Annotated in this window: 3 protein-coding genes; all 3 read left to right on the top strand. The window is 78.8% G+C overall.

The annotated features are described in order from the left end of the window. The first annotated feature begins 325 nt into the window (after positions 1-325). Genes IEY75_RS08280 through IEY75_RS08270 form a run of 3 tightly spaced genes read left to right on the top strand, consistent with a single transcriptional unit; the run spans position 326 to position 15,705 of the window. On the top strand, positions 326-6,220 hold the full coding sequence (locus IEY75_RS08280) for a non-ribosomal peptide synthetase (protein ID WP_189113631.1): 5,895 nt from the start codon (positions 326-328) through the stop codon (positions 6,218-6,220). Continuing rightward, positions 6,217-14,682, top strand: a complete 8,466-nt coding sequence (locus IEY75_RS08275; RefSeq protein WP_189113630.1) for a type I polyketide synthase — start codon at positions 6,217-6,219, stop codon at positions 14,680-14,682. The genes IEY75_RS08280 and IEY75_RS08275 overlap by 4 nt, the downstream gene beginning before the upstream one ends. Further along, positions 14,683-15,705 (top strand): ketoacyl-ACP synthase III family protein, encoded by a 1,023-nt coding sequence (locus IEY75_RS08270; protein WP_189113629.1) that lies wholly within the window; start codon positions 14,683-14,685, stop codon positions 15,703-15,705. Positions 15,706-15,717 lie beyond the last annotated feature (12 nt).

The following is a 15,717-nucleotide window of genomic DNA, read 5'->3' as shown; positions in this document are numbered from 1 at the left end:
CCGGGTAGCGGCACGCGGTAACCGGCACGCGGCGGCTACGGCACTGCCGGCCTCGCGCCGCACCCGCGTGGTCGACCACGGTCTTCACCCCGGCGGGCGCCGGGGTCACGTCGGTGGGCGGGCCGCCGACGGTCGTCCGTGCCACCTGCGCCTGCGGTCGCGTCACCGGCGCGCGCCGCCTCACGAGACGGCCACTTGACGCGGCTGTCTACTGTCGATGTTCCGGTGCTATGTGGATCGCGGACGCCGCGCGCCATTGACTTTCGTTTGCACATATAGGCAAACTTCTATACATCGAGCTCTCCCCCCTTCCGGCGGAGGATCCATGCCGTACCGTGGAAATTCCGACGTGGTGGTGCGCGACGTCATCACCCGTCACCTCTCCAGCCCGACCGCGGGCATCACCCTGGACACCTCCCTGGCAGCGCTCGGGATGGAGTCCCTCACCGCGGTCCGGCTGCGCCGCGAACTCGCCGCACGCACCGGCGTCACGCTGCCGCTCACCGCACTGCTCGGGCACCGCACCGTCGGCGACGTCGTGGCCGCGCTCGCCGGGTCCGCCGCCGAGGACGCCTCCCCCGCCGCGGCCGTCCCGCCGGCGGACCCCGGCGCGGAGGCGGCCGGGCCCGACGACGCGCCGCTGACGCCGGTCCAGGCCGCCTACTGGGCCGGCCGCGAGCCGGGCCTGCCGCTGGGCGGCGTGGCGACGTTCTGGTACCACGAGTACGACCGGCGCCCCGCCGACCCGGAGGCCGACCTCGCGGCGCTGGAGGAGGCGTGGGACCGGCTCGTCCGGCACCACCCGATGCTGCGCGCCACCGTCGGCCGCGACGGCCGCCAGCGGGTCGCCGCGCACGTGCCGCGGTACCGCATCGGCCGCACCGACCTGCGCCGCGCCTCGCCGCAGGAGGCGGCCGCGACCCTGGCCGCCCTGCGCGAACAGCGCTCGCACCAGCTCCTGCCGACCGACCGGTGGCCGCTGTTCGACCTGTATGCCGCGCTGTGTCCCGACGGCCGGACCCGGCTGTTCGTCGGCTTCGACGTGCTGATTCTCGACTTCGCGAGCTGGCGGCTGCTGCTGCGGCAGTGGGGCCGGCTCGTCGCCGCGCCCGGGGCCGACCTGCCCGCGGCGCCGCTGACCTTCCTGGACGTGGTCCGCCAGCGCGCCGCCGATCCGGCCGAGCGCGCGCGCCGCGACCGGGACCGGGCGTGGTGGCACGCGCAGGGGCCGCTGCTGCCGCCCCCGCCGGACCTGCCGTACGCGGCACTGCCCGAGACGCTCACCGGCGCCCGCTTCGCCCGACACGGCCGCCGGCTCGACGCCGCGGCGTGGACGGGGCTGCGGGCCGCGGCGGCCCGGCACGGCGTCTCGACGACCGCGACCCTGCTCGCGGCCCTGGGGCTGGCGCTGGCCCGGTGGGGCGCCGGGGGCGGGTTCACCCTCAACACCACCGTCTACGACCGCCCCGACCTGCCCGGGGCCGACGGCATCGTCGGCGACTTCACCGGCACCGCCCTGGTGGGGCTGCCCGCGGTGGAGCCGGGCGCCTCCTTCGCCGACTACGCCGCCGACGTCAACGCCCGCTTCTGGGCGGCCCTGGACCACACCGCGGTGACCGGCGTCGAGGTGCTGCGCGAGCTGCCCGCCGCCGCCCGGCCGGGCTTCCCCGTCGTGTTCACCTCCGGCGTGGGGCTGCCCACCGACGGGGCGGCCTGGCTGGGCGAGGAGGTGTACGGCGTCTCGCAGACGCCGCAGGTGGCCCTGGACCACCTCGTCTGGGAGGAGGACGGCCAGCTCCGCGTCTGCTGGGATGCCGCGGTGCGCGCCTTCCCCGGCGGGTACGTCGACGGGCTGGCCGACGCCCACCACCGGCTGCTCACCGCGCTCGCCGCGGCCGACGCCCCGTGGCAGACGCCGGACCTGGGCTGGGACCCCACGTTCGAGTCCCGGCAGGCGCCCGCGCCCACTGCCTACCCGCACGCCGGGCCGCTGCTGCACGACCCGGTGGCCGAGGCGGCGACCCGGTACCCGGACGCACCGGCGGTCCTCGGCGGCGACCGGCCGTGGAGCCACGCCGACCTCGCCGGCCGGGCCGGCGCCGTCGCCGCGGCGCTGCGCGCCGCGGGGGTGCGGGCCGCCGAGCCGGTGCTCGTCGCCCTGCCCAAGGGCCCCCACCAGATCGCGGCGGTGCTCGGCGTGCTGGGTGCCGGAGCGGCGTACGTGCCGGTCGACCCGGCCTGGCCGGCGGCGCGGATCGAGGCGGTCTGCCGCCGGGCGGCGATCCGGCGCGCCGTGGTCGCCCCGGAGGCGCCGGCCGCGCTGCCCGCGGGCCTGACCACCGTCACCGCGGGCGCGGGTACCGCCGCGCCGCCGCCGGCCGCCGACCACCCGGTCGACCAGCGCGCCTATGCGATCTTCACCTCCGGCTCGACCGGCGTACCCAAGGGCGTGGCCGTCAGCCACGGCGCGGCCCGGACCACCATCGACGACATCACCGGGCGGCACCGGGTCGGGCCGGGCGACCGGGTGCTGGGCCTGTCGGCGCTCAGCTTCGACCTGTCGGTGTACGACATCTTCGGCGTGCTCGGTGCCGGCGGCGCGCTGGTTCTGCCGGAGCCGGCGCGGCAGCGCGACCCCCAGCACTGGTGCCAGCTCGTCGCCGAGCACGGGGTCACCGTCTGGAACACCGCCCCGGCGCTGCTGGAGATGCTGGTCGAGTACGCCGAGGGCGACCCGGCCGCCGCCGCGGCGCTGCGCGGCCTGCGCCTGGTGCTGCTCTCCGGCGACTGGATCCCCGTCGCGCTGCCCGACCGAATCCGCGCGCTGGCGCCGCACGCCGAGGTGATCAGCCTCGGCGGGGCCACCGAGGCCGCGATCTGGTCGATCACGTACCCGATCGGCGACGTCGACCCGGCCTGGCCGAGCATCCCGTACGGCCGGCCGCTGCGCGGGCAGTTCTTCTACGTCCTGGACCCGGCCGGCGCGCCGTGTCCGGTCGGTCGGACCGGCGAGCTGTTCATCGCCGGTGCCGGGCTCGCCGACGGGTACCTGGGCGACGCCGAGCAGACCGCCGCCCGGTTCGCCGTGCACCCGGTCCTCGGCGAACGGCTGTACCGCACCGGCGACCTGGGCCGGTGGCGGACGGACGGCAACATCGAGTTCCTGGGCCGGACCGACCGGCAGGTGAAGGTCCGCGGGCACCGGATCGAGCTGGGCGACGTGGAGGCCGCGCTGGTCCGGCACCCGGCCGTCCGGCAGGCGGTCGCCTCCGCGCTGCCCGGCCCCGACGGGCGGCCCCGGCTGGTGGCCCACGTCTCGCTGCACGACGCGCTGCCCGACACCGAGCGGGTCCTCGCCCGGGACCTGGCCCAGCAACTGCCCGACTACCTGGTGCCGAGCCGGTTCGTGGTGCTGGCGGCGCTGCCCGTGACGGACAACGGCAAGATCGACCACCGCGCCCTGCCCGACCCCTTCGGCGCGCCAGCCGCCAACAGGTCCGCGCCGGCCGTCGCCGCCCCCGCCGAGACCGCCCCCGATCCGTCGGCCTCTGACGCGTCGGCCCCTGACTCCTCGACCTCCCGCGCACCGGCGGCCGGTGCAGCGGAGTCGCGGCCGGCCGTGTCCGGCCCGGCCGTGTCCGGCCCGGCTGGGGTCGGCCCGGCGCCGTACGGTCCGGCGGCCGGTACCTCGCTGTCCGGCCGCGCGGCGGCGTCCGTGCCCGCCAGCGACCTGCGCGGAGCGCTGGAGACGGCGCTGCGCGACATGCTCGGCCCGGCCGACTTCGACCTCGGGCTGATCCCGGCCGGCGCCACCTCCCTGGAGGTCGTCCGGCTGGCCAACCTGGTCGAGGACCTCACCGGACAGCGGCCCGCCTTCGCCGACCTCGTCTCCCCGCCGAGCGTCACCGCCCTGCTCGACAGCCTCGCCCCGCCGGGCCGCGCCCGCGCAGCCGACGCGTCCCGGCCGGCCGTTCCCGCCGCGCCCGCCGCGGCCGAGGTCGGGCTGCCGCTGCCACCCGCGGGCCTGCGCCTGACGCTGCGCCTGGACGCGGACCCGGACCGGCCGCTGCCCGACGCGCTGCGGGCCGCCGGGGACTGGCTCGACGCCGCCGCGGCGCAGGCCAGACGCGCCGGGCTGCCGGCACCGCAGGTCCGCGTCGCCGACGGCACCGGCCTCGCCGAGATGCGGCTCGACGGTCGGCCCACCCGCTCGGTCACCCCGGCCGCGCCCCGCCCGGAGGCCGGGACACCCGCACCCACCCCCCGGGCCGAGGCACACACGCCTACCCCGCAGGCCGAGGCCCAGCCCGCCCCGCAGAGCGAGACCCATGCGCCCGCCCTGCGGAGCGAGACGCGCGGACCCACTCCGCCGGGCGGAGAGGAGGCGCCCTTCCCGCTGACCGAGATGCAGCTGGCGTACCTCGTGGGACGGGCCGACCGCTGGCTCGGCGACCCGGTCGCCCCCCACTACTACACCGAAGTGGAGCGCGACGACCTCGACGTCGACCGGCTGCGCCGTGCCCTGGCCACGGTGGTCGCCCGGCACCCGATGCTGCGCGCCGTCGTGACCGCCGACACCCGCCAGCAGGTCCGCGCGGCCGCGCCGGCCGCCGAGCTGACCGTCGTCGACCTGTCCGGGTGCGGCGCACAGGAGCGGTCGGCGCGGTTGGCGCGGATCCGCCGCACGCACTCGCACCGGATCGTCGACCCCACCCGCGAGGCGACGCTGCACGTGGGCGCCACCCGGCTCGGGTCCGGGCGGTGGCGCCTCCACCTCGGACTGGACCTGATCTTCTGCGACGCCCGCAGCGCCGCCACCGTCGCCGACGAGCTGATCCGCGCGTACGACGACCCCGCGGCCCTGCCGCCCGCCCCCGCCGCCACCTTCGCCGACTGGACCGCCGCGCTGGCGGCGGCGGCCGCCGGCCCGCGCCGCCGGGCGGCCGAGGCCCACTGGCACGCGCGCGCCGCCCGGCTGCCCGACGGCCCCCGGCTGCCGATCCGGCTCCCCGGGGCCGGGCGGGTCCGGTTCACCCGGCGCCGCACCGTCCTGGCCCCCGGGCAGTGGGCGGCGCTGCGCCGCCACTCCGCCGCGCACGGGGCGACGCCCGCCGCGGCGCTGCTGGCCGCGTTCGCCGACGTCCTGCGCGCCGGCACCGGCCAGCCCGCGGGCACGCTGGTGGTGACCACGTTCGACCGCCCGCCGGGCCACACCGGGGTCGTCGGCGACTACACCTCCACCGCGCTCGTGGACGTCGGCGGCGACGAGCCGCTTCTCGCCGACCGGGCGCGGGCGCTGGGCCACCGGCTCCTGCGGGACCTGGAGCACACCACCGGCCCGCACGGCGTCCACGGCAACGAGGTACTGCGGCTGCTGACCGCGCGCCGGGGGCGGCAGGTCCTGCTGCCGGTGGTGTTCTCCAGCGGCCTGGGGAGCACCGTGGACGGCGGCGGCGCGGCGGTCGACGCCTCGCAGTTGCTGGGCGGGTTCGGGGAGACGGTGTACGCGATCAGCCAGACGCCGCACGTGGTACTCGACTGCCAGGTGTTCGAGGCGTCCGGCGAGCTGCGGGTCAACTGGGACGCGGTGGAGGCGGCCTTCCCGGCCGGCTACCTCGACGGCCTGTTCACCGCCTACCGCGCGCTGCTCCTCGCCCTCACCGACCCCGCGTCCTGGCCGCACGCCGACCCGGCGGGGCTGGCCGGCCGGGACCTGGCTGCCCGGGACCTGGCTGCCGCCGCGGCGGACGGCGGGCCGACCGACGGGCTCCCGGACGGGCCGGTCGCGATCCCGGCCGCCGGGTCGCCGCCGCGGGGCGCGCCCCCGGCCGCGGCGCGGGCCGCGTGGGAGGAGCGGATCACCGCCGCACTGGCCGCGCTGCTGGCCGTACCGGCGCCGCGCCTGGACCCGACCCGCTCCTTCTTCGAGTGCGGCGCCACCTCCCTCACCCTCGTCACCCTGCACCAGCGGCTGCGGGCCGACGCCCCCCGGCTGTCGGTGCTGGACCTGTTCGCGCACCCGAGTATCCGGGCCGCCGCGGCCCACCTGGCCGCCGACGACCCCGCGGCCGGCGACCCCGCCGCACCGCCCACGCCCGACGGCCGCAGTACGCCGCCGGACCCCGACGACCCGCCCGCACCTCCTGCCGCCGACCCGCTGCGCGCTGCCCGCAGCCGGGGCGAGCGCCGCCGCTTACTCAACGAAAGGACGGTCCGATGACCGCCATCGCCGTGGTGGGCCTCGCCTGCCGCTACCCGGGTGCTCCCGACGCGGACGCCTACTGGCGGCTCCTGCGCGACGGCGGTGAGGGGCTGACCCGGTTCACCGACGCCGAGCTCGCCGACCGCGGCGTACCGGCGACGCTGCGGCGCAACCCGTCGTACGTGCCCGTCGGCGGGCTGATCGCCGGCCAGGAGGAGTTCGACCCGGACCCCTTCGGCATCAGCGAGGCGGAGGCGCCGCTGCTGGACCCGCAGGTCCGGGTGTTCCTGGAGTGCGCCTGGCACGCGCTGGAGCACGCCGGGCACGCGGGCGGGGAGACCGCCGGCAGCGTCGGCGTGTACGCGGGCGCCGCCCTCTCTGGCTACCTGGCCACGAACCTCGCGCACCGGTTCGACCCGCTCGGCGGTGCCGACCCGGCGGGCAGCCTGGCCCTGCACACCGGCAACGTCGCCGACTACCTCCCCCTGCACGTCGCCTACCGGCTGGGCCTGACCGGTCCGGCCGTGGCCGTCGGCGCGACCTGCAGCACGTCTCTGGTCGCGGTCCACCTGGCGGTCCAGGCGCTGGCCAGCGGGGAGTGCGACACCGCGCTGGCGGGCGGGGTGTCGCTGCGGGTGCCGCAGGGCCGCGGCTACCTGGCGGTCCCGGACGGGCCGTTCTCCGCCGACGGGCACACCCGCCCGTACGCCGCGGGCGCGGCCGGCACCGTGTTCACCCAGGGCGCCGGGGTCGTGGTGCTGCGCCGGCTCGCCGACGCGGTGGCCGACGGCGACCACGTCCACGCGGTCATCCTCGGATCCGCGGTCGGCAACGACGGGGCGGCGCGCGCGGGCTTCACCGCCCCGTCCGCCGCCGGCCAGGCCCGGGTCATCGCCGAGGCGCTCGCCGTCGCCGACACCGCCCCCGGCCAGATCTCCTACGTGGAGGGCCACGGCACCGGGACGGTGCTGGGCGACCCGATCGAGGTGCGGGCGCTGCGCGAGGTGTTCGGCCCGGCGGGCGCGCCGTGGTGCGGGCTGGGCTCGGTGAAGGGCAACATCGGCCACGCCGACTCCGCGGCCGGCGTGGCCGGGCTGATCAAGGCGGTGCTCGCCCTCCGCGAGGGCCTGCTGCCGGCCACCCTGTACGCCGAGGACCCCAACCCCGCCCTGGAGTTGCGCGGCTCGGCGTTCGACCTGGTCACCGAGGCGCGCCCCTGGACCGGCCCCGACCGGCGGGCCGGCGTCAGCGCGTTCGGCATCGGGGGCGTCGACTGCCACGTGGTGCTGGCCGCCGCGCCGGCCGCGGCGCCGGCCCGGCCGGACGACCGGCCGCAGCTCCTGCTGGTCTCCGCGGCCACGCCGGCCGCCGGGCAGGCGACGGCCGCCGCCCTCGCCGACCGGGTCGGCGAGCCGGGCCGGCTCGCCGACGCGGCGCACACCCTGGCGGTCGGCCGGGTGCCGCTGCCGCACCGGATCGCCGTCGCCGCGGCGCCGGCCGCCGCGGGGGCCGCGCTGACCGCCGCGGCGCCGACCGCGCTGACCGCGCCGGCCCGGGTGGTCTGCGCGTTCCCCGGCGGCGGGGCGCAGTTCGCCGGGGCCGGGCGCCTGCTGTACGCGCAGGAGCCGGTGTTCGCGGCCGCGGTCGACGAGCTGGCCGACGCGTTCGCCGCCCGCATCGGGGTGGACCTGCGGGTCGACGTCCAGACCGCCGGTGACCCGGCGGCGGTGGCGCGGGCCCGCGACCCGCGGACCGGGCTGCCGCTGCTGTTCACCGTCAGCGTGGCCACCTGGGCGCTGCTGCGGCACTGGGGGCTGCGGCCCGACGTGGTCCTCGGGCACAGCGTCGGCGAGTACGCCGCCGCCGTCGCCGCCGGTGCGCTGGACCTCGGCGACGCCGCCGACCTGGTGGCCGAGCGGTCAGTACTGATGTCCGGCCTGCCGGCCGGCGCGATGCTCGCGGTACCGCTGCCGGAGGCGCAGGTCGCCGACCTGCTCGGCCGGCACCCCGCGCTGGACATCGCCGCGGTCAACGCGGTCGACGCCTGCGCCGTCGCCGGTCCGGTCGACGCCGTGCGCGCGCTCCGCGACGAGCTGACCGGCCGCGGGCTCGACGCCCGCCTGGTCGGGGTGGACGTCGCCGCCCACTCGCGGCTGGTGGAGCCCGCGATGCCGGCGCTGGCCCGCGCCGCCGCGGGGCTGGCCCCCAAGCCGGCGGAGACGCCGCTGGTCACCACCATCACCGGCCGGCTCGCCGACCCGGCGGACCTGGCCGACCCGCAGCGGTGGGTGCGCCACCTGCGCGCCCCGGTGCGCTTCGGCGCCGCGCTGGACACGGCCGTGGGCGAGGGCCCCGCGCTGGTGGTCCAGGTCGGCCCCGGCGCGCTGGTCGCCTCGCTGGCGGCCCGGCGCGGCCGGCCGGCCGTGCCGGCGGCGCTGACCACGCTGGGCCGCGCCGACGACGAGCCGGCGGGGCGGGCCGAGCTGCTGGGCGTGCTGGGCCGGCTGTGGCAGCACGGGGTGCCGATCGACCACGCCGCGACCCTCGGCGCCCCGCGCCGCCGGGTGCCGCTGCCGGGGTACGCGTTCGACCGCCGCCGCTTCTGGGTCGACCCGCAGCCGCGGGTCGACGGCCACCGCGCGCCCGGCGAGGCCGTCGGCGAACCCTCCGCGGCCGCGCCGCTGCAACTGCCCACCTGGCGGCAGCTTCCGCCGCTGCCGCCGGCCCGGCTGGCGGGGCAGCGGTGGCTGGTCGTCGGACCGCAGCCGTACGCCGCGCAGCTCGACGCCGCGCTGCGCGCGGCCGGCGCCGAGCCGGTCGACCGCCTGGACGCCGACACCACCGGCGTGCTCAGCCTCGTCGGGCTCGACGGCGGCCAGGCCGGCGACCGGATCCACCGCGCGGTGACCGCGTACGGGGACCTGGCCCAGGCCGGCGCCGGTGCCGACGCGGCGGAGACGCCGCTGGCCCTGGTACAGGTCACCGTGGACGCCGAACCCGTCGACGGCACGGAGCAGGTGGACCCGGCCGCCGCCGCGGTCCGCGGCCTGCCTCGGGTACTCGGCCAGGAGCTGCCGCGGCTGCGCTGGCGCTGCCTGGACCTGCGCACCGTGGACGCCGCCGCCGTCCTCGCCGAGGCCGCCGACCTGGCCGCCGCCCCCCGGCGCAGTTGCTGGGAGGTCGCCGGCCGGGCCGGGCGCCGCTGGCTGCGCGAGTGGCAGGCGTGGGAGCCGGACGCGGTACCGGAGCTGCCCGCCGCGCCGGTGGTACTCGTCACCGGCGGCCTGGGCAGCGTCGGACTTGCCGTGGCCGCGGCCTGGTCGGCGGCGCACGACGCGACCGTCGTCCTGCTGGGCCGCACCGACCTGGCCGCGGCGGCGGCGCCGCGACAGGAGGCGGTCGCCCGGCTGCGCGCCGACGGCGCCCGGGTGGAGACGCTCGCCTGCGACGTGACGGACGCGGCGGCGCTGACCGCCGCGGTCGCCGGGATCGTCGCCGCCCACGGCCGGCTCGACATCGTGCTCCACGCGCCGGTGGTGGTGGCGCTGGCCGGCCTGGCCGAGCGCGACGGCGCCACCACCGAGGCGGTCCTGGCGCCGAAGGTCGAGGGCGTCCTGGCGCTGCGGACGGCGCTGCGCCGGACCGGGCAGCGCCCGGCCGTGCTGCTGGCCTCTTCGGCCGCCGGGACGATCGGCGGCTTCGGCCTGGGCGCCTACGTGGCGGCCAGCCGCTTCCTCGACGCCGTGGCCGCCGCCGAGCCCGGCTGGTCCGCGGTCGACTTCGACCGGTGGCGCTTCGGCACCGCCGCCGAGGCCGAGGCCGCCGCCGCCATCACCATGCGGCACGCGCTGGACGCCGCCGACGCCCTCCGGGCCCTGACCGCCGTCGCCGCGCTGGCCTGCGCCGGGCGGGCGCCCGACCAGGTGGCGGCCTCGCCGGCCCCGTTGAACGCGCGCGCCACCGCGCTGCCCGCCCGCACGGCCAGCGGCCCGACCGCGGGCGGCGCGGCGCTGGCCACGGACGCCCAGCGCCTGATCGCGCAGGTGTGGTCCGAGGCGCTGGGCCGGCCGGTGGACTCCGCCGACGACGACTTCTTCGCCCTCGGCGGCCACTCCCTGCTGGCCACCCGCGTGCTGGCGACGCTGCGCGACGCCCACGGCGTCGCGCTGCGGCTGCGCGACCTGCTCGCCTGCCCCACCGTGGCGGCGCTGGCCGCCCTGCTCCCGCCGCAGCCCGAGGGGGCGCCGCGGCCGGTCGCCGCGGCCCCGCCGGAGGCGGCGGCCGCGGCGGAGGCCGCCGATCCCGGCGCGCGGCCGGCCGGGACGGCGCCGTTCCCCCTGACCCGGGTCCAGCACGCGTACCGGGTGGGGCGCTCCGAGGAGTACGCCCTGGGCTCCGTCGGCTGCCACTTCTACCTGGAGCACGAGTGCGCCGACCTGGACGTGGCGCGCTACGAGCGGGCCTGGAACGCCGTCATCGCCCGGCACCCGATGCTGCGCGCGGTGGTCACCGCCGACGGGGAGAACCTGGTCCTGCCGACCGTGCCCCGCTACCGGGTCCCCGTCACCGACCTGCGCGGGCACGAGCCCGCCAGCGCGCAGGCGGCCCTGGCCGCCTGCCGGGACCGGCTCTCGCACCGGGTCGCCGACCCGACCCGCTGGCCGCTGATCGTCAGCGAGGTCGTCCACCTGCCCGGGGGTGCCTCCCGGCTGCTGCTGTCGGTGGACGTGCTGGTGTGCGACTCGGCCAGCTACCTGATCCTGGACCGCGAGCTGTGCGCGCTGTACCGCGACCCGGACGCGGCCCTGCCGCCGCTCGGCGTCGACTTCGCCGGCTGCGTCGCCGCGCTGGAGCGGCGCCGCGGTACCGAGGGCTACGCGCGGGCGCGGCGGTACTGGACCGCGCGGGAGCTGCCGCCGGCCCCGCCGCTGCCCGTCCGGGACACCGGCGACGGGCCGCCGCGCTTCCGGCGCCTCGCCGGTGAGCTGCCCCCCGAGGCCTGGCAGCGCCTGTGCCAGCGGGCCGCCGCCGTGGGCGCCACGCCGACCGCGGCGCTGCTGGCGGCGTACGCGACCGCGCTGGCCCGGTGGTCCGGGAGCGCGCACTTCAGTGTGACGCTGACCGTCTTCGACCGCCCCGCCGTCCACCCGGACGTGGACAACGTCGTCGGCGAGTTCTCCTCCCTGCTGCTGCACGAGGTCGACCACCGGCGGCCGGCGAGCTTCGCCGACCGGGTCCGGCACGCCCAGGGCCTGCTGTTCGACGACCTGGACCACCGCGAGTACGGCGGCCTGGAGCTGCTGGGGGAGCGGGCCCGCCGCGGGCAGCAGGGCAACGTCCCGGTGGTGTTCACCGGGATGCTCGGGATCGCCCGCGCCGCCGACGGCGGCGAGCACGACCACGAGTGGCTGGGCCCGGTGGTCGACGGCGTCAGCCAGACCCCGCAGGTGTGGCTGGACCACCAGGTGTTCACCCGCCGGGGGGCGCTGGTGCTGCAGTGGGACGTCAACACGGCGGCCCTCGACCCCGCCGACGCCGCGGCCGCCTTCGCCGGGTACGTCGACCTGCTCGGCACCCTCGCCGCCCCGGATCGGGAGTGGGACGGCCCGGTCGCCCCGCCGCCGCCCGCGCCCGCGCCCGCGCCGGAACCGGAACCGGAACCGGCGGGCACCGCGACCCGCGACGCCCTGCGCCGCATCTGGGCGGAGCTGCTCGTCCGCGACGACATCGCCGACGACGCCACGTTCGTCAGCCTCGGCGGGGACTCGCTGCTCGCGGTCCGGCTCACGGCTCTCGTGCGCCAGCGCCTCGGCGTCGAGCTGTCCCTGCCCGAGATCCGCTCCGAGTCCACCCTCGCCGAGCTGGCCGCGCTGCTGGACGGCCGGACCGACGGTACCGGACCGGCCGCCGCCGGGCTGCGGCTGCGCCGCCGGCCCGACCCGGAGGCACCGTTCCCGCTGCTGCCGCTGCAGCAGGCGTACTTCGTCGGGCAGCAGGGCGGCTGGGAGTTCTCGTACGACTCCGCCCACTACTACACCGACGTGGCCCTCTCCGGCGTCGACGGCGACCGGGCGCCGGGCGCCCTGGCCGACGCCGTCGAGCGGATGATGGCCCACCAGCCGATGCTGCGGGCCCGGGTGCTGCCCGACGGCTCGCAGCGGATCCTGCCGCTGGACGACCCCGCCGCCACGGCCGCCCCGGTGGGCGTGGTCGACCTGCGCGACGGCGACGAGGCCGCCGTACGGACCGGGCTGGCCGCGGTCCGGGAGCGGATGGGCGCCACCGGCCCGGACCCGCAGCAGGGCCCCGGGTTCGCGGTCGGGCTCACCCTGCTGCCCGGCGGGGCCGGCCGGCTGCACGTCGCCTTCAGCCTGCTCACCGCGGACGGCTGGTCCGCGCAGATCTTCGCCCGGGAGCTGCTGGCGTACCTGGCGGACCCGAACGCGGTGCACGCCCCGCTCCTGATCGACTTCGGCGACTACGTCACCGCGGTCGCGGGCGCGGCGGACCGGCCGGAGTGGCGCGCCGACCGCCAGTGGTGGACGGACCGGCTCGCCGACCTGCCCGCCGCGCCGGCCCTGCCGCTGGCCGCGGAGCCGGGCGCGGTGACCGTCGACGGCATGGGCGGCCGGGAGGCGCGCCTGCCCGCGGCGGACTGGGCGCGACTGCGCGCGCAGTGCGCCGCGCACGGCGTCACGCCGTCGGCGGCGCTGGCCGCCGGCTACGCCGTCGCGGTGGCCCGCCTGGCCGGGCACCGCCGCTTCCTGATGAACTCGCTCCAGTTCAGCCGGCACCCGCTGCACCCCGACGTGGACCGGATGATCGGCGCCTTCTCCGCGACCGCCCTGGTGCCGGTGGCGCTGCAGCCGGGCTGGGACTTCGCCGCCGCGGCGCGGGCGATGCAGGAGCAGATCACCGAGTCCCTGGCCCACCAGTTGACCACCGGCGTCGAGGTGTCGCGGGAGCTGGCCCGGCTGCGCGGCAGCCGCCGGCCCGTCGCGCCCGTGGTGTTCCAGAGCACCCTGGGCCTCAACGCCGCCCTCGGCGGCGCGCTGGACAGCGCCGCCGGCCCCCTGGGCCGGGTGGACGAGCGCGACCACACCCAGCGCATCCGCACCCCCCAGGTACTGCTGGAGCTGCGGCTGTACGAGATCGGCGAGGAGCTGGTGCTCTCCCTGGCCAGTGTGGACGAGGTGTTCGCCGCCGGGGACCTCGACCGGCTGTTCGCCGGCCTGGTCGCGCAGGCCGGGGCGCTGGCCGCGCCGGCCGCCTGGTCGGCGGCCCTGGAGCTGCCGCCGGCCGACAACCCGCCCGCGCCGCCCGCCGAGAGCGGCGGGGGCGCCCACGAGGCGGGTCCGCCGCGGCCGGGCCTGGAGGAGGAGATCGCCGCCCTGTGGCACCCGCTGCTCGGCACGCTCCCGACCGACCGGGCGGCGGACTTCTTCGCCCTGGGCGGGGACTCGCTGAGCGCGCTGCGGATGCTCCGCAAGCTGGCCGCGGCGCGGGAGGTGGCCGTACCGCCGGCCCGGTTCCTGGCCGACCCGACCATCGCCGGGCTGGCGGCCGCCGCAGCGGCGCCCGCCGCCGGGGCGGAGGGCGACACCCGGGCCGCGCCGCGGCCGCGCACCGGCGCACCCGCGGCGCACCTGCCGGCGGACCCGCGGATCCTGGACGACATCGTCGTGCCGCTGCGCGAGGGCACGGGCGTGCCGCTGGTCCTGCTCCACCCCTCCGGCGGGGACGTGCTCTGCTACGCCGAGCTGGCCCGGTCGCTGGAGACCGATCGGCCGGTCCTGGCGCTGACGGACCCGGAGCTGGCCGGCCACCGCGCGCCCGAGGGCATCGACGCGCTGACGGAGCTGTACGGCCACGCGCTGCGCCGGCACGCCGGTGCCGGGCCGTACCTGATCGGCGGCTGGTCGATGGGCGGCACCGTCGCCCACCACCTGGCCGGCGCGCTGCGCCGCGACGGCGCCCCGGTCGACCTGGTCGTCATGGTCGACGCCAACAGCCCGGAGCGGATCGTGGCGCTGGAGGGCCTGGACCGGCCGCGGACCGAGGCGGAGCTGCACCTGCGGTACCTGCGCTCCGTCGAGGCCTTCCTGGAGCTGGGCCTGCCCGACGACCTGGACGCCGACGGCCTCACCCGGGCACTGACCGAGGCCGGCCTGCTGCACCCCAACGACGGCCGGCGGCAGCGGCAGGCGGCGTTCAGCCGGCACCTGCGCGACCTGGCCGACCACCACGCCGCCGCGCTGGACGACAGCGTCCCCGTCGTCCTCCTGCGCGCCGACGACCCGTCCCCGCGCAACGCCCGGATCGGCATGGGCGTCGACGACGCCTACGACGAGCCCGACCTCGGCTGGGGTCCCTACTGCCCGCGGCTGCGCGTCCACCGGGTGCCCGGCCACCACTACTCGGTCATCCACGCACCGGAGCTGGCCCCGCTGGTCTCCGCCGCCCTGGCGGAGTTGGGCTGAGTGCGCTACGACGACGTGTGGATCACCGGAACCGGCAGCGTCCTCGGCGACCTCACCCCGGTCGCCGAGGCGGTGGCCGACGGCCGGTACGGCGCCGCGGACGCGGCCGAGGCCGGCCTGGTGTCGGTCTCCGAGTGCGACGAGGACCCGCCGGCCATGGCGGTGCGCGCCGGCCGGGCCGCCCTGGCCCACGCCGGGGGGGCGGTCGCCCCGGGCCTGCACCTGCACGGCTCGGTGTACTTCCAGGGGCTGGACCTCTGGTCGTCGGCCTGCGCCGTGGCCGCCGAGGTGATCGGCGAGCGGTGGTCCGGCCTGTCCCTGCACCTGGGCGGCCTGTCCAACAGCGCGCTGGCGGGCCTGGAGCTGGCCGCCGGGCAGCTCGCCGGCCAGCCGGAGCTGTCCGCGGCGCTGGTCACCGCGGCCGACCGGTTCGCCGCCCCGCAGTTCGACCGGTGGAACGTGGACTCCGGCCTCGTGTTCGGCGACGGGGCCGGCGCCGCCGTGCTGGGCCGCGGCGCCGGCCGGCTGCGGCTGCTGTCCTCCTCGTCCTACACCGACGCCGGCCTGGTCGGGCTGCAGCGCGGCGACGAGCCGCTCACCGGCGCCTCCACGGCGGTGCTGCGCCCGCTGGTGCTGCGGGACCGGGCGCGCCAGTTCTTCGCCGCCGGGCGGCACACGCCCGCGTCGGTGCTGGCGCGGTCCGTGGCCGGCGTGCAGCGGGTGACGACGCAGGCGCTCGCGGAGGCGGACACGCCGCTGGACCGGCTGCGGTGGGTGTGCCTGCCGTTCGTCGGGCGGGCGCTGTTCCAGGCCGGGTACGCCGGGCCGCTGGGCCTGGACCCGAACCGCACGCTGCACCAGCTCGGGCGGCGGGTCGGGCACCTGGGCGCGGTGGACCAGCTAGTCGCTCTCGACCACCTGCTCCGCCACCGGCTGGTCGCGCCGGGCGACCGGGTGGCCCTGATCGGCGTGGGCATCGGGTTCACGTTCACCTGCCTGGTCCTGGAGGCCGGACCGCGGTGAGCCGGCCCGCGC

It is taken from the genome of Pilimelia terevasa, from assembly GCF_014647915.1.
Lineage (GTDB): Bacteria > Actinomycetota > Actinomycetes > Mycobacteriales > Micromonosporaceae > Pilimelia > Pilimelia terevasa.
Note: the sequence above shows the minus strand (reverse complement) of the source record. Positions and strands in the feature narration are given on the sequence as shown.

Bases quoted from the DNA above. Each gene is read 5' to 3' on its own strand.
- IEY75_RS08280 (WP_189113631.1), top strand. From the start codon at position 326: ATGCCGTACCGTGGAAATTCCGACGTGGTGGTGCGCGACGTCATCACC.
- IEY75_RS08275 (WP_189113630.1), top strand. From the start codon at position 6,217: ATGACCGCCATCGCCGTGGTGGGCCTCGCCTGCCGCTACCCGGGTGCT.